Genomic DNA, 15966 nt, shown 5'->3' with positions numbered 1-15966 from the left:
AAAAGGAAATGGGGGCATTTTCTCTTCACTATCCACTACTGTTTTCAAGCAATCATTTCATTTTAATTTCGAATATAGTTACAAGAAGATAACTAACTTTTAAAATAATTAAGCATTTTATCGTAATTGCTTTTAACCTATAAACCAATATAGTAAATGGGTGTGGGAGTCTATAATGCAAAGCGAGTTTGGGGACTTATGGGGGACGAGAATTACCGAAAAAGTGGTATTCTCTTATAATTGGCTCCTATGCCCTTATTGAAATGATCCTTTATCTCTTTTATTTCTTTGTTATTAATCATAATATCATCTTGCATAGTATATCGGAAATCGATGTTTAACTATGTTTACTCCAGTGATCTTGCTTTCTCGACAAAGGCCATGACAGTTAGTACAAAAGTGGCATGTGCCCAAGTAAGAGGACTTACGCTTAAAGGACTCCCATCAAATGGATTCAGCTGTTCTGCCAACATCCCGGTTTCTGTAGCCCTCTCTGTGGTCCATAGTATTATCTCCCTTGTTTTTTGCAAGTCGTCGATGCTCTTTGCCATCTGTATATGCCACTGCGCTACCCATAAGGTACATATGAACCAGGGATTGCCTGGAATGATCTCCGGATCGTATTGTGCAACTTCTTGATATTTATCCTTATAGAAGCGAGCGATGCCTCCTACCTCAGTCTTCACTGACAGTATGCTTTCTACACTTTTCATAGTGCTAACCACTCTGGCATCGTCGGGGGGGAGCACCCCGAACTGAGATACGGCGTAGAGACTGGCATCTACGGTTTCATCCCTCGGGCTGATGCTTCGCAGGAACCTTCCCAGTTCCTTATCATACAGGTGATTCTCGATCCCCTTTTTTATTTCCATGGCAGCCGTGTTATAGCTCTCTGCGAGGTCATTGTCTCCATACATTGCTGCAAAGTTGGCAGCGCATATGAGTCCCGCATACACTGTCGAACATGTATAGCTGTGAACCGCTCTTTTGTCCTCCCACAGATTATAACTGGGTTTTGGGAGTCCAGTAGAAGGATCCCTATACTTGATCATGAACTCGGCAGCCGGTATTATCAGTGAGTGATAAACCGGATCGATGTTCTCGATAGATTTTGTAATTTTATAATGATTCCACAAAGCCACGATAATAAGTGCTGTACTATCTTCCTGTATCGGAAGTTGGATCTTTCCCTCAGGTGTTAGCCAAGGCATCCAACCACTTGCAAGGGTACCTGTGGGATTGTATTTTTGCAGGAAATACCCGTTTTCATGGATAAGTCCCTGGCAGTATTCAAAGAATTTCTGTACAGTTCCGGAGTAACGTGTTATGTCCAGTGCCATGGCGATATATGCACTATCACGCGGCCACATATAACTGTATGAATCCATGTTGAACCTTTCAAGGATATCACTGTCATTGGCAGCTATGATCGCGCCATCGTAATCGATCTGCGACTTTATAATAAGCAGACTGTGTTTGAATAAGTCTACCACTTTTGGTGGAAAATCAAACAAATCGTACTTTTCCTTGTTCACCCATGAATAATAGTACTGCCCTGCTTCACTCATCATCCTTTCAGGTGTTGTAGTAAGGACAAGTTCGTTGAGCCGCTTGACTTCAAAGAAAGTTTTCCCTGCTGCGATCCAGTAATATATTATTTTTGTTTCTCCCGCTGCCAGATGCTGGGAGAAACTTATTAAACTTTTCACTGCCCCAACCTGAATGGAATTCATGTTAAGCCCTCCAGACTTGATAGCACCAGATTCATCAGTCCCTTTTGGACCTACTTCATACTGGTCAAAGTATGGTGAACCACTAATAAGGAAGTAGCGCGAGTCCTGATAATGTATTATGGATTGCAATGCAGGGTCAAAGATAGCCGTATCACCATTCGGGTTCTCGTAAAGGGCAATATCATGGCTGAAAAGTAGCTTCATGTCCACATCTATAGTGTTGGTATTGGTTATTGCTATCTTTCGAATGAATACATTCTCATGAGGGTGTACACATTCGTTGAACCTCAACTCAACTTCAAGATGATCATTGCGATAGTAGCTATCAGTTACCAACCGATCTTTCTGGTAACCAAGTTTGTGGATCCAATCATCCCCGATCAGAGAGACCATACCAAGATTTTTCCCATCTACTTCTACCCCTATTCTACAATGTCGCCCGTTCACATGGTTCTCATTTCCTATATGGGGGAAGTACATGTCCCGGATGCTTGCATTCATATCAAGATTCACCAGCAGTGATCCGTTTCCAACAACGAGTGGTTTAGGCATTTGAGCGTCACCTTTAATGTATATTCTCACGTATACATGTGTATCATGAGCTAAAGTAGTTTCCTGCTTTATCCCGAATTTGACAGTTTATAAAAATTAATGTTAATTTATGTGGTATTTTGCTTATTTTTCATCAATATTTGCCCAATCTGTAACTAAAATAAGAATATATCACAAATTGTAGTTTTTATATAACATTAATTAACATAAATATTTAACTTAGTAACAACTGTCAAATTCTATAAGCTAAAAAATAGAACTGTCAAATTTGGGCTTTATGGGAAACGAGAAATGACGCCATTAAATTATCGGGGTTCTAATTTTAAGGGTCAACATATTTAATTGGCTGTGATATTATAACGGAATGAAGTGTGGGGGTATAATTACGGCTTTCAGTCTAAAAAAGACCGACTCTGGTGCGAACATAGGAATTCTTTCTTATGAGTATCCACCAAATTTTTATGGTGGAGTGGGCATTCATGTAGGGGAGTTAACCAGAAGTCTTGCAATCAGAAATTATCATGTACATGTGTTTACAGCCAATATGTAGGAATCGAATGAACAGTTGGTCAAAAATGTATGTGTGCATGGACCAACAGAACTTCGTTATCAGGCATCTAATGATTTTAGTGCGGCATATAAAAAGATACTGACCAACATCAATGTGGCTGCGATGGTGAAGAAACAGTTTTTAAATGGCAGTCTGGATCTATTGCATTCGCATGGTGGTTTAATCCAGTTAGCTGCTAGATTATCAAAGCAGAGTACCCAGTTGCCACTGGTGATGACAGCTCACAGTATAGATGTCAATAGAACGAAGCCAGACGGTCTGAGTGTTATGATGGAACAAAACGTGGTGGGTATGGTGGACAGGTTCATTGCAGTATCAAAGTCCATACAAGGAGAACTGGAACAAACATTTGGAATCGAACCTGATAGGATCACGATCATTCCAAATGGTGTGGATGCTGAGGCATTCAAACACCAAAATGCGGATGACCTCAAAAGAAAATACAAACTTGATAACCGATTCGTTGTGCTGTTTGTTGGAAGGAATGACCCACAAAAGGGCGTAATGTATCTGGTTGATGCCGTGCAAAAGCTCCAGAGAGACATTCCAGAGATAATGCTGGTCATGGTCGGCCAGCCGGATATATATCATGAAAAGCATATCCTCTGCCTTCCGCATGTGGGGAAGCATGAACTCATTAAATTATACTCTCTCTCCAACGCGTTCGTGCTACCAAGTATCTATGAGCCTTTCGGTATTGCGCTCATAGAAGCCATGGCATGTGAGACCGCGTGCATTGGGACACGGGTCGGAGGGATACCAGATATCATTGACCACAACAGGACCGGGCTTCTGGTGGAACCGGAAAGCGGTGCAAGTATCGCAGAAGCAATCGATAGATTATATCATGATCCGGAAAAGAGATGCCTAATGGGGAAAAAAGGGCGTGAGAGGGTTATATCCTCATTTGACTGGCAAGATATAGCAAAGAAGACTGGAGAGGTATACCGGCAGGCGCTTAGTTAAAACCAGTTTCTGCTCTGAATGTGCTCAATGTTAACCTATCAGGTATTCGCACATATGTTTCAGTATTCACTCTTTGTGTGTTGCATGCAAAATACAGGTATTCCGATCACACTTGCACCTTCTTTGAATCAGATGTGGTTGTCATACAAGTCCAACATAATCGTAGTTAACCTCGAGCATGAGTCATATTGTTGCTGAACTAATTGACAGAATTTTATCCAGACAAAAGAAAGAGTATAAATTCAAGCAGATCCAATACAATATGTTTATTTTTGGAAAATGAGATCTATGATACCTGTTGAATTCCTGGTGGTTTTTTTTGGTCTTATGTCAGCCATATGCTGGGGTGCTGGGGATTTCAGTGGAGGATTTGCATCAAAACGTGCAAATGTATATAGTGTTGTTCTGATAACCCAGATAGTCGGTATCTTCCTTCTTGCATTTTCAGCCCATTTAATGGCAGAAAAAATGCCACCCTTTGGTGGTATGCTCTGGGGGGCCGTTGCAGGAGTTTTCATAGGTATTGGGCTTCTGGCACTTTATCGTGGTCTTTCACAGGGGAACATGGGGTTTGTCGCACCTGTTTCGGCAATAGTTGCAGCTTCTGTACCGGTCATCTACAGTGCATTTTACGAAGGATTACCTGCTTTTCATCAAATTATTGGGTTTGCTTTTGCACTTGTAGCAGTCTGGCTCATTGCAGGTGGTGGAAATGGGAACAGTAAAATTGAACGCACCGACCTGATACTTCCGCTGATAGCTGGAATGGGGTTTGGACTGTTCTTCATATCCATCGACAAAGTGAGTGATACGGCGGTGCTCTGGCCTCTTACTGCTGCAAGGATAGCAGCAGCTATAACATTGATTATATTTATCACACTGAAGAGGCAGGTGTACATTCCACCCAAAAGCGTCTTTCCCATCATCTTCATTGCGGGAATATTTGACACTGGAGGAAATACATTTTTTGCGTTTGCATCTCAGGCAGGTCGACTCGATATCGCATCGATTACTTCCTCCCTCTATCCTGCAGGAACAGTATTACTTGCATGGTTGATACTCAAAGAAAAGCTTTCTTCAAAACAATGGTTAGGCTTAGCTACTGCTTTGCTAGCGATCATATTTATTTCTGCTTGAAAGTGTGTGCCAATTTTATTTCATATTTACTTAGGCCATTGTCTATCATATGCTGACAGATCAAGGATGAAACAAATATTGTATGATCGATTGAGTAATTCTTTGAAGTTCACATTTACAATCCCAGTTGATTCTGAAACTGCATCCTTTTAATTTATCTTAGCTTGAATATTACTTTTGTTATTAGACAGTATTTATATTTTTTAAATAATTAAAGTTTTAATTTTATATCCATCTTTATATCTCTAACCACATGTGAATCTATTTATAGGCTAAAAACAAAATTAATCATGGGTTTTGGTGGGTCTGATCAAGAATTGATTTTAGTTATTACTTGATCAGTTTCTTTAATTACCCTATATATAAAATGGAGGAGTATAATTTTATGAGTGATGAGAAAACTTCCAGTTTAACTACTGCTTTTGGAATTCCAGTCGGTGATGATCAGAATAGCCTCACGGCAGGAGAGCGTGGACCAGTTCTCATACAGGACGTTCACCTATTGGAGAAACTTGGTCATTTTAATCGTGAACGTATACCTGAGCGTGTTGTGCATGCTAAAGGTGCAGGGGCTGGCGGTTATTTTGAAGTGACAGCTGATGTGACCAAATATACAAAAGCCAAATTCCTTTCAGAAATAGGCAAACGCACTGAGGTCTTTGCTCGCTTTTCCACTGTAGGTGGGGAAAAAGGTTCTGCCGATGCAGCAAGGGATCCACGTGGTTTTGCTATAAAGTTCTACACTGAAGATGGTAACCATGATCTCACGGGCAACAACACACCTGTGTTCTTCATTCGAGACCCTCTGAAGTTTCCTGATTTCATTCATACACAGAAGCGAAACCCTGCTACAAACTGCAAAGATCCAAACATGTTCTGGGACTTTCTGTCTCTCACTCCGGAATCAATTCATCAGGTCACGATCCTTTTTTCAGACAGGGGTACTCCTGCAACTTTCCGTAATATGAACGGATATTCAAGTCATACTTATAAGTGGTATAACGATAAGGGCGAATACTTCTGGGTGCAGTATCATTTTAAGACTGATCAGGGTACAAAGACCCTTACACGTGAGGAAGCAGAAAAATTAAGTGGGACTGATCCGGATCATGCTGTTCGGGATCTCTATGATGCTATAGAAAAGGGGGATTATCCTTCCTGGACCCTTGAGATGCAGATAATGACCCCGGAGCAGGCTGAAGAATATCGCTTTGACATTCTTGATATAACCAAGGTCTGGCCACATGGTGATTTCCCTACCATCAAGATCGGTAAAATGGTGCTTAATAGGAATCCAACCAATTATTTTGCTGAAGTGGAACAATCTGCTTTTAGCCCTGGTAATCTGGTACCGGGTATTGATATATCTCCAGATAAGATGTTACAGGCCAGAGTTTTCTCATATCATGACTCTCATGTTCATCGTTTGGGTCCCAATTATCATCAGATCCCTGTGAATGCTCCTAAAAATGCACCTGAAACCAGCTATCAGCGTGATGGGTTCATGCGAATTGATGCCAATGGAGGAAGTGGACCAAATTACTGGCCAAACAGTTTTGGTGGTCCTGCCCCGGACCCTGATGCTCTGAAGCCACCATTCGAAGTTTCCGGTAAAGCAGATCGTACGCCTTATGTCCACTCCAATGATGACTTTGTGCAGGCAGGTAACCTGTATCGTGACGTAATGGATGATCAGGCTCGTGAGAACCTTGTGGGTAATATTATTTCACATCTCTCGGGTGCACAAAAGCGTATTCAACTCAGACAGACTGCTCTGTTCTTCAAAGCCGATCCCGATTACGGAGGGCGTGTGGCTGATGGATTGGGTTTGGATGTAAAAGAAATTGAGCGTCTTGCCAATATGACCCAAACGGAACGTGTAAAAGCTACAGAAAAGTAAGATCGTATTGTAGTAAAATATTAATATTCTGCCGTAGAACTGAAATGAAATGGTTCTACGGTGGATAATTTGAAGTTTTTTGTGCCCTTTAATAGACGTTGTGCTTTTGTTCAAATCTGCCATTTCTTTATATAATTTTGATTTCAGAATTTTTAAAAAATAGAAATATATGTGATTTATTCTGTATTTATGAGATCATCTGATCCAATCGCACTCACTTTCTCTCATACTCAAAATAACTACATACATCCCCATCACACCTTATCACCCTCCCCTTTACCTTACCATCAAATATGTCAAGTTCTATGGCGCTGGGTTCAGCAACTCCGGGCACTATCGCACTGCCCGGGGAGAGCAGAAGTACCTCATAATCCTCGATGATCGGATGGTGGAAATGCCCGAAGAGGAATTCAAAGAATATTGTCAGGCGCAGCCAGATCAGCCCAACATAAATGAACTGCCTGGATGTCCCGGAAACACCTGAAGATTTCATGAAAAAATAGGTAACTGCAAATATGACCATGCAAAAGATCACCGAACTTATCTGGTGGGTAAGAAGTTCATCTGTATAGGGTGCATAGATCCCTGTTGATATACCATTTAATATGGCAGGTATGATGAACAGCACCCATACACCCAGGGAATAAAAGTAAAGTTTCGGTATCACATTAGTAATTTTGAGTTTTAGTGTTAAAAAGTTATTCTTTTATTTAAAAATTAATATTGAATGTTTGTAGATGTAATTGAGCATTTTTTGTTATTCTGTTTTATTTAAGGCTGTGTAGATGAGTTCAATGAGTGGGATAAAGAAACGTCTGTTCATATTGATGAGCTTGAAGTCTGTGATTCAGTAAACGAAGAAGAGTTTGCCAGGTGCATTCTCCGGGAGCTTGAAAGCTACGTTTACGATGGGATGACTACTGGGGAATTCTGTAAGTTACTGAAAAAGAACTTCGGTGTTGCTGCCAAGTATTGCTGTGATCTTATTCAAAGGATGAAGATTGAATTGGATATGTACTGTCCTGACAGGCAGAATCAGTATTTTGTTAGAGGGTTAGATTGCTCTTCAACCCTCACAATTAGATTTACTTCTTCTTTGAGCGGCTATCTTTGATGTGTATATGGCTATTTTTCCCTCTTTTTTCTATTTCAAAAAGGTCAATAGCTTCAATCAAATCACTTAATTTCTTATAACCATAATTTCTCGAATCAAAATCTGATTCTCTGTTCATTGCATTTTGTCCAACATTTCCCAGTGATGCCCATCCATTATCGTCTGCAGAATCTTCAATTGCACTTCTTAAGAGGGTCACAAGGTTTGTATCCATTTTTAGTTCATTTGTAGGGATTTTTGTATGGTTTGTCGAAATTGTAATACTTCCTTCCTTTTCTTCCTTTCCTTCCTTTCCTTCAGTCTCTTCTTCCTCTTCTTTTCGGAGATTTTCTACATAAATAAATTTATTGCAGGCAGCTCTAAATGCTTCCGGTGTTTTTTTCTCACCAAATCCATAAACAAAAGCCCCAGATTCACGTATCCTTTGACATAGTTTGGTATAATCACTATCACTTGAAACAATACAAAAACCATCTAGATTTCTTGTGTATAGCAAATCCATTGCATCTATTATCAGTGCACTGTCGGTTGCATTTTTTTTCGCGGTATAACTAAACTGTTGGATTGGTTGAATTGAGTATATGTGCAGGTTATCTTTCCAGTTAGATAATTGAGGCCCTGTCCAATCTCCGTAGAGTCGTTTTACGCTTGCAATTCCATATTTTGCAATTTCATCAAATAATCCTTTTATGATTGATGAGTGTACATTATCAGCATCAATCAAGACTGCTAATTTATCATGTGATTCATTTGTTTCCATGGACTACCTCCACTTACGTTTGATAAACACATTTTTTGTCATTTACCAAAAGTGTGATTTTATTATTATCACTCTTATTTTAAAACATTAACCTTATATTTAGTAATAAATTAAATTGTTTAGGGGTTTGTAGGAAATAATCTCGTAAAGTACAACAAAATAAAATAATCGGAGGTGAAATAAAATGAGCAAAAAATCAGACGATGATAATCACTCAAATCAGTGCAATTCGAACAACGACGCCTATTGGCAAAGTCGTGGGGAAGATGAAAGGCCAGATGACCACGAATCAAAAGATGAAGACAAATAATAATGTGGAGGAATAAAATGACAGAAAAATCAATGGATCAGAAAGCAGCTTCAAGAATACAGTCAAATGCAGATAAATCCAGAAATAATCAGGATTTTAAAGCACGTGCTCAGTCTGCAGCTGCTAAGAACAAGAAATGAGTGGGGGCTATTGTGCCCTCTTTCTTTAGTACTGTTTCCCGAGCCATTGGTATATTGAATCAACAAATGAATATGACGATTGATTTTATTTATTGGACTGAGCTCCTTTTCCATGATATAAGTGATGTATATAACGAGTTGCTTCATCGTTAATTTTGTAAATGCTAAGTGGTGCATTTAATGATTTTAAAACATCTTCATCGATCTGTGACCTTTCTACAGTAGTCTCCCATTTTACTTTGCGTATGTTTCTAACGTTGTACTCAGCATATTCTCCAGGTATATATTCATAATTCCTTTTGATTCTTCCGATAACAATACTTTCTTCTTCGTAACGAGGTAGAACAACAAACTGATCAATTTCCATCTCACCTAAGAAGCACTGTATTCTACCCATAGCATGAAAGATTTGACGTGTGTTATTATCTGGGTATAATTTTTCAAGATCATGCCTTAGCATTTCTTTGTTATCTATATATTTCGAAAGATTGCCTAATCGGTTCCATCCAATTGCAATTAATTCCTCTTCAAGGAAAAAAATTTATTGGAGTCCTTTGATACCAATACTTGCTCTAATGACCCACACTGGAATTAGCTTACTCTTCATTTTTTTATCCATAAAACCCAAGTTTGACAGTTCTATTTTTTAGCTTATAGAATTTGACAGTTGTTACTAAGTTAAAGATTTATATTAATTAATGTTATGTAAAAACTATAATTTGTGATATATTCTTATTTTAGTTATAGATTGAGCAAATATTGATGGAAAATAAGCAAAATACCACCGAAATTAACATTAATTTTTATAAACTGTCAAATTCGGGATAAAAGATTGTCATCGTAATCACTTATAAGAGTTTTGATCTGTATTATATTCTTTGTAAAGTTTCACAATATAGTTACGATTTCATTCAGAAAATGAAAATAGAATTGGATTACTGTCCAGATAGGCAACATCTATATTTTGTAAAAGCTTGAATCTTTTATTGATTCCATAGCAAATTAATTTGCAAAAGTTAATATACAAAAACCAACCACCTTCTTCAGGTGGTAGTTATGGAAAAAAGTGAATTGGTATTATATGCAATTGAATCCGATATCATTAAAAAATGGCATTGGTTTAAGTATCATTTTGAATTCTATTCAGAAAATAGAGAACATCCTTTTGCAAAATCAATTATAGACTCTTGTTTGGTTTGTGAAGATTTTATACCAGGTTATGCTAAAAAGTTCATTGACGATATAAGTCAAATATCTGGTATTGATAAAAAAACAAATGAAAAACAATCACTTAAACATTATCAACAATTATTTCAAAGGCTTGCTGAATTACTTATAATCAAGCAAGTTGTGACTTATGAATGGCCAGAAAATACTAAATTTTTTTATGAGCCAACATCTGGTAAGAGCAAAAAGAATCCTGAGCTAGTTGTTGAATTGAATAAATTCAAGATTGGAATCGAAGTAAAGGCACCATCATTACTTGATCATATTCAAAAGCGTAACAATAATAAAATACAAGCCACTGCTAGAAACGGCTTAACTGATAAGTTCAAAGAAAATGAAGAAGTTACACTTCCACGGGATAATCCAGTAAAAGATTTCTTAATTAGTGCAGATCAAAAATACAATAGCTTTAAGGAAAACGAAAAGTGTTTTTATGGAATATTAGTTATTGTTTGGGATGATTTTATTTATGAACCAATTACTACTCTGACTGATAAATTTTCAGGACTATTTACACAAAATTCGTTTGCCAAAAATTCAAATGATGAAACATTAAAATTTGAAAACGTTGATAGTGTAATAATTGTTCGTCATCTTCATCAATTTGGGAATGCAGCAGGAGAATGCCCATTAATAAATAATTGTATGGATGCAATGGATTTTGGATCAGAAGGACGATCTCTTCCAAATGTATATGTTAAGAACCCAGCAAGCAATGGGGTTCCAGAAGGGATATTGGAGTGCTTACGGGCTTATTCTCCAGATGAAAAAATGGGTGCTGAATACATGCCTCAAGATATGGTAATCTGGTTGTAATGCAATTGTTTGAAGCTACCTTATAAACTTTAATAACAAATTTTTAGATGATTTTATCGGAATAATAAGTATTATTTCAGAAAAGCAGCTTCAAGAATTTAATCAAATGCAGATAAATCCAGAAATAATCAGGATTTTAAAGCACGTGCTCAGTATGCAGCTGCAAAGAACAAGATTCCATTAAGATATTGGATGTATTTTTTACTTTTATTGAATGAAAAACGTCAAAAGCGGATGTATTTTCATTCAATTAGATTTGTATTGGTTAAAATAGTATTTCTTCAATATCCTTAGCTAAGTGGTCTTGGAATTTTTCACCAGTTCCCATTGGTTTTTTTGCATTAGTGGTCTTCTTAATCTTGGATGTCTGAGAAATGTATAGGATGGCTCCATACTGGTTAAATTCAGCGTGTTGATGCGACAAGAAGCCAATGCACCAACTTCGCATACCCGAGTCAGCCAGAACAGCTATCATTGCTTTGTCCCGGGGATGACCACAAGCATTCATGATCTTATCAAGTTCTTCTTTTGTGTCACCATTTCCCAGGACTCTGAAGAACTTCTTTACCATTCTTTTGTAGGTTCGGATAGTTCCTGGCTTCAGACCGTGATCATCTACAATCTTCATAGTAAAAAAATCAAAATTATCCTGTATGATGTCTGTGAGGTTTCGTGGGCACAGATCTTGTCCTGTTCCTTGGCTCCGATACAATCATCCTTTTGGCAGAAATCTTCTTCTACCTTGCCCAAGACATTGCCACAAAAGCCATAAAGCGGAGATTGGGTAAAGAGAAATTTGACCGAATACCTTTTCAGCTTCTTTCACTGATTTTGTTACAAAAGCTGTTCCTTACAAAAACTAGAAATCCGATGCACACTGATTTCTTTCTATAGGGGTGTTTCAATGGAGAAAGAAGTCAGACCTTCAATAAAAGTATCAACAAATGGACCATATATTGTGAAAGACGTTAAGACACTCAGGAATTCAAAGGGTGTTTTCATCGAGACTAAACATGTTATGTCACTTTGCAGATGTGGGGGATCGTCAAATATGCCATTTTGTGATGGAACACATTTAGGGAACGATTTTTCCGGGGAAAAAGAAAAGGATCGTGTTGCCGACAGAGTTGATACTTACGTCGGCAAATATATTACCATTCATCGTGACAGATATGTGTGTTCTCATGTAGGACATTGTATTCGCAATCTACCTTCTGTTTTCAAAAAGGGTAGAGAACCCTGGGCAGATCCGGATGCTGCAGACCCAGAAGAAATAGCAAAACTCATCAGGACCTGTCCTTCTGGCGCATTGAGTTATACTGTTAATGGAAAATTGTACAAGGATTATTCACATGGGCCGGAAATTTTTGTTCTGAAGGATGGACCTTACAATGTTACAGGAGTCAGGCTTGATGACTCTGATGGTTCAGTACCCGAAACCCAAGACCATTATGCTCTCTGCAGATGCGGCGCATCTCGAAATAAGCCATTCTGTGACGGCCGGCACTCCAATGTTGAATTTGAGGATGGAAAGAATTGAATCATTGATCTATTCCACTTGTTCTCACTGTTACTAAAAATTCATAAATGTATGATGTGAGAACTGTTTTGTGGAGGTACAATGTTGAGTTCCACAAGGACACTCCTCATAGCTATCTAAAAAAAAAGAATAAAGAAAATACCTTAATGTTTCAAAGTCCCAACATCCTCAAATCCCTGTCTTTGACCAGTACCGGCCTGCTTGACAAGTTTTTCAGGGTGGAACAACATGTTGACGACATTTAAAGCGTGCTCGCGGGAGCGCATTTCCATGAGGAATGCGAGTTCCTTTTCGTCCTTTCCCTCGTCCTCATGTACAAACACTTCTATGATGTGGGTGTTCGTCATGAGTTGGGCCTGGATGATGCCGGTGGAGGCTTCGTGGGCACAGATCTTGTCCTGTTCCTTGGCTCCTGGCATTCCAAGAGCTATTACTATGTCGCATCCTTCTTCTTCTATGAGCTTCTTAGATGCTACCGGCAGGTCCTTGACACCGGGAACGGTTATCCGCTTGATCTTAGCGGATACGTTCTGCTGGATCTCATCGACGGCTGCACTTCCCATATTGAAACGTGCAAAGGTCGTATCAACAATGCCTATAGTTTTCATGTATTATACTATGGTTTATAGTGTGTCAAATACTTTGGCAGCAGCTTCGGTACCTGCACCCATCTCATTAATGACATTGAGGTTCCTGAACACGAGTTCAAGGTGCTGGATCGTCATCATGAGGTCCTTTGGAGCAACATTGCCCATACTGCCTATCCTGAAGATCTTACCGCTGAGTCTGTTCTGACCGCCTGCGATAATGATGCCCTTGTCCATCATTCCATTCTTGATATCGTTACTGTCAACACCCTCAGGTGACTTCATTGCGGAAACGGTACTGGAATAAGCACTGGTTGCGTTAAGCTGTGGGAACATCTCGATGCCAATTGCATCCATAGCTGCACGGACAGCAGCAGCACCGGTTGCCTGCCTCTTGATCCTTGCATCCATCCCTTCTTCCATAACGATCTTCAAAGCTTCCTGAAGACCGAAGAACAGAGGCACAGCGGGTGTATATGGTGTCTGTGACTTGGCTGCACTCTTCTGGTATGCCTTAAGGTCAAGATAGTATGGGAGATTCTCCTTGTTCATAGCCTCAAAAGCACGTTCGCTTACAGAAAGCATGGAAAGTCCCGGTGGTGCAGCAATGCACTTCTGTGAACCGACAACAGCGATATCAACACCCCATTCATCCACTTTCACATCATCTCCACCGATGGAGGTCACGCCGTCCATGATGAACAATGCACCGTACTTCTTTGCAAGCATACCAACTTCAAGAGCTGGATTGCGAATACCTGCTGAGGTCTCGTTGTGTACCATGGTAACAGCCTTGGCACCCTCGGCAAGCTTCTCCTCTACAACATCGAGGTCAACAGAGGTTCCCCATTCGCACTCTACAGGAACTACCTGTCCGTATCGGGCTGCGATATCCTTGAATCTCTCTCCGAACTTACCATTCTCGATAGTGACGACCTTGTCGTCTTTATCAATAGTGCATCCAAGAGCTGCTTCCATGGAAGCTGTTCCTGAACCGCTGATGGTGAAAAGATCGTTCTCTGTCTGGAAGATCTCTTTCAGCATTGTGGTACAGTCATCGAACATTGCGGAAAATTCCTTGCCCCTATGATTGATCATAGGTCTTGACATTGCCCTGAGCACGCGAGGTGCAACAGGAACAGGGCCAGGCATCATAAGTAGTGTGTCTTCAAGGTCCATGTAATATCTCCTGCTAAATCAATAAATAAGCGATTCTATTAGTATTTATTTCTATGAATAATCGCTTTCAATAATAAATAATTGAGCTACCTAATGTAAATCTACTATATAAATCGTAACGTGAAGTTATAAGGTTCGCCACCCTTTCGTATTATGGCATTTTTAACTTTTTAAGTTCTTTGTTCTACAAAACAAAAATGTTCTCGATCAGGACAATACATATCCAACTCGCTTTTCATCCTTTGAACAAAAAAGCAAAGCACAACGTCTGTTTTAAAGACATCAAAAAATAGAAAGTGTGAAGATCTTATTGATCTTCACTAATTATTGTTTAGTCTTTCCTACGCTGCATGAAGAATGCAAGTCCAATTATTGCAGCAACTGGAAGAGCAATTGTTGGGAACTCTGGAATTTCTTCTTCCTGGCAAGTCCTTACAATCACTGGGAATTCGATTTCAGAGAATGTCTGCGCTCCATAGATGTCTGTAGCAGTTACTCTTACTTTCCATTTATCATCGATCTGAGTGTCTGCTGCTGGAACAGTAGTGCCAGTATGATCCCCTCTGTCAGCAAAGTCATCATCCAAATAACCTGTGCCAATGTCAACAAACCAGCGGTATGTATAGATTACAGCATCTCCGTCAGGATCAGCTGGATTGGGCCCCATAACTGTTACTACAAGAGCACTATCGTTGGCAACACAAGTAGGAACAGATAATTCTGGTGCATATGGTGGAACATTTCCTCCATAGCTATAGGTTACAACAAGTTTGCTAGAGTCAAGGGTTGTAGCCCATGTGTCTTCGTTATGATTCATATCAATGTCAATAAAAACATTCATATTTCCATCTGCAATGAGAGCAGGTGCAACATCAAATTCTGTAATACTCCACTGGCTACTTGTACCTTGAAGATAGACTGGATCAAAGTCGACTCCATCTCCAGTAATGTGATCAAATTCACCATTTGCAACGTTTGAATCTACATCCCATGCTTTAATGATCAACTTTACAGAATTGATTGTTAGGTTTGCATCGGTTGCATTGGGGAATGTGTGCATCCATCCATAATCTTCATTCCACCAACTGTAATCTCCAAAACCATAGCCATTAGGGGCTATGTAGTGGGGTGTAGTACTACTCTCATCTACTTGCTGTGTAAATGTAAATGTTCCATCTCCATTGTCTACAGACCCTTCATTAGAAGCTGCCATTATTGAAACAGATCTAATAGAGCTTGGATATGCGAGACTTGGATCTTCATTAAGATCATTTTCTTCTGATGCTGCAGCGATACCTGTTAAAAAAAGACAGGCTACAGCTAATGCCATTATTATTTGTGTTCTTGTTTTCATCGTACCACCATCTGGAACTTTGGATTTTAATTGGTTGTTATAGTGCATATTATTATGTATTCTGCTCATAAAAATAGGTT

General features: G+C 39.2%; 15 protein-coding genes. 7 read left to right on the top strand and 8 right to left on the bottom strand.

The window, feature by feature from the left end; translation table 11 throughout:
• Nucleotides 1-347 precede the first annotated feature (347 nt).
• Complete coding sequence (locus MBUR_RS02670) at nucleotides 348-2285, bottom strand: glycoside hydrolase family 15 protein (RefSeq protein WP_011498669.1); 1938 nt, start codon at nucleotides 2283-2285, stop codon at nucleotides 348-350.
• Nucleotides 2286-2850: 565 nt separating this feature from the next.
• Here MBUR_RS02670 and MBUR_RS02660 point away from each other — a divergent pair.
• The 3 genes from MBUR_RS02660 to MBUR_RS02650 all read left to right on the top strand — a co-directional run bounded on the left by MBUR_RS02660 (nucleotide 2851) and on the right by MBUR_RS02650 (nucleotide 6859).
• Nucleotides 2851-3822 carry a glycosyltransferase family 4 protein gene (locus MBUR_RS02660; protein ID WP_048063178.1) on the top strand — a complete coding sequence of 324 codons (972 nt, stop codon included), beginning with the start codon at nucleotides 2851-2853 and terminating at the stop codon, nucleotides 3820-3822.
• 288 nt (nucleotides 3823-4110) lie between these two features.
• A complete protein-coding gene (locus MBUR_RS02655; RefSeq protein WP_048063177.1) occupies nucleotides 4111-4959 on the top strand; it encodes an EamA family transporter in 849 nt (282 codons plus the stop codon).
• 385 nt (nucleotides 4960-5344) lie between these two features.
• The gene (locus MBUR_RS02650) at nucleotides 5345-6859 is read left to right on the top strand and encodes a catalase (RefSeq protein ID WP_011498667.1); all 1515 of its coding nucleotides are present in this window, start codon (nucleotides 5345-5347) and stop codon (nucleotides 6857-6859) included.
• Between the two features lie 214 nt (nucleotides 6860-7073).
• Here the strand turns inward: MBUR_RS02650 and MBUR_RS02645 are convergent, their stop codons facing one another.
• Together MBUR_RS02645 and MBUR_RS02640 are read right to left on the bottom strand one after the other, a co-directional pair.
• A complete protein-coding gene (locus tag MBUR_RS02645; protein ID WP_011498666.1) occupies nucleotides 7074-7526 on the bottom strand; it encodes a hypothetical protein in 453 nt (150 codons plus the stop codon).
• A 418-nt stretch (nucleotides 7527-7944) separates the two neighbouring features.
• Nucleotides 7945-8733, bottom strand: a complete 789-nt coding sequence (locus MBUR_RS02640) for an NYN domain-containing protein (protein ID WP_011498664.1) — start codon at nucleotides 8731-8733, stop codon at nucleotides 7945-7947.
• Between the two features lie 184 nt (nucleotides 8734-8917).
• On the opposite strand from MBUR_RS02640, the gene MBUR_RS14530 reads away from it, so the two are divergent.
• Nucleotides 8918-9043 carry a hypothetical protein gene (locus tag MBUR_RS14530; RefSeq protein WP_269479031.1) on the top strand — a complete coding sequence of 42 codons (126 nt, stop codon included), beginning with the start codon at nucleotides 8918-8920 and terminating at the stop codon, nucleotides 9041-9043.
• Between the two features lie 17 nt (nucleotides 9044-9060).
• The gene (locus MBUR_RS14525; protein WP_269479030.1) at nucleotides 9061-9183 is read left to right on the top strand and encodes a hypothetical protein; all 123 of its coding nucleotides are present in this window, start codon (nucleotides 9061-9063) and stop codon (nucleotides 9181-9183) included.
• Between the two features lie 85 nt (nucleotides 9184-9268).
• On the opposite strand, the gene MBUR_RS02635 is transcribed toward MBUR_RS14525, so the two are convergent.
• Nucleotides 9269-9550 (bottom strand): hypothetical protein, encoded by a 282-nt coding sequence (locus MBUR_RS02635; protein WP_048063176.1) that lies wholly within the window; start codon nucleotides 9548-9550, stop codon nucleotides 9269-9271.
• A gap of 689 nt (nucleotides 9551-10239) precedes the next feature.
• Between MBUR_RS02635 and MBUR_RS02630 the strand changes: the two genes are divergently transcribed.
• Nucleotides 10240-11226, top strand: coding sequence for a hypothetical protein (locus MBUR_RS02630; protein WP_011498662.1), 987 nt, complete (start codon nucleotides 10240-10242; stop codon nucleotides 11224-11226).
• A 265-nt stretch (nucleotides 11227-11491) separates the two neighbouring features.
• On the opposite strand, the gene MBUR_RS02625 is transcribed toward MBUR_RS02630, so the two are convergent.
• Entirely contained in the window at nucleotides 11492-11854 is a 363-nt protein-coding gene (locus MBUR_RS02625; protein ID WP_011498661.1) for a hypothetical protein, read from the bottom strand.
• Nucleotides 11855-12130: 276 nt separating this feature from the next.
• Between MBUR_RS02625 and MBUR_RS02615 the strand changes: the two genes are divergently transcribed.
• Complete coding sequence (locus tag MBUR_RS02615) at nucleotides 12131-12766, top strand: CDGSH iron-sulfur domain-containing protein (protein WP_011498660.1); 636 nt, start codon at nucleotides 12131-12133, stop codon at nucleotides 12764-12766.
• 143 nt (nucleotides 12767-12909) lie between these two features.
• Here the strand turns inward: MBUR_RS02615 and ribC are convergent, their stop codons facing one another.
• The 3 genes from ribC to MBUR_RS14295 form a co-directional block, all read right to left on the bottom strand.
• Entirely contained in the window at nucleotides 12910-13374 is a 465-nt protein-coding gene (gene ribC / locus MBUR_RS02610; RefSeq protein WP_011498659.1) for a riboflavin synthase, read from the bottom strand.
• Between the two features lie 15 nt (nucleotides 13375-13389).
• Nucleotides 13390-14532: a pyridoxal-phosphate-dependent aminotransferase family protein gene (locus MBUR_RS02605; RefSeq protein ID WP_011498658.1), complete on the bottom strand. Its 1143-nt coding sequence runs from the start codon at nucleotides 14530-14532 to the stop codon at nucleotides 13390-13392.
• 331 nt (nucleotides 14533-14863) lie between these two features.
• Nucleotides 14864-15886, bottom strand: a complete 1023-nt coding sequence (locus MBUR_RS14295; protein WP_011498657.1) for a PEF-CTERM sorting domain-containing protein — start codon at nucleotides 15884-15886, stop codon at nucleotides 14864-14866.
• Nucleotides 15887-15966: the final 80 nt, after the last annotated feature.

The organism is Methanococcoides burtonii DSM 6242 (assembly GCF_000013725.1).
Taxonomy (GTDB): domain Archaea; phylum Halobacteriota; class Methanosarcinia; order Methanosarcinales; family Methanosarcinaceae; genus Methanococcoides; species Methanococcoides burtonii.
Note: the sequence above shows the minus strand (reverse complement) of the source record. Positions and strands in the feature narration are given on the sequence as shown.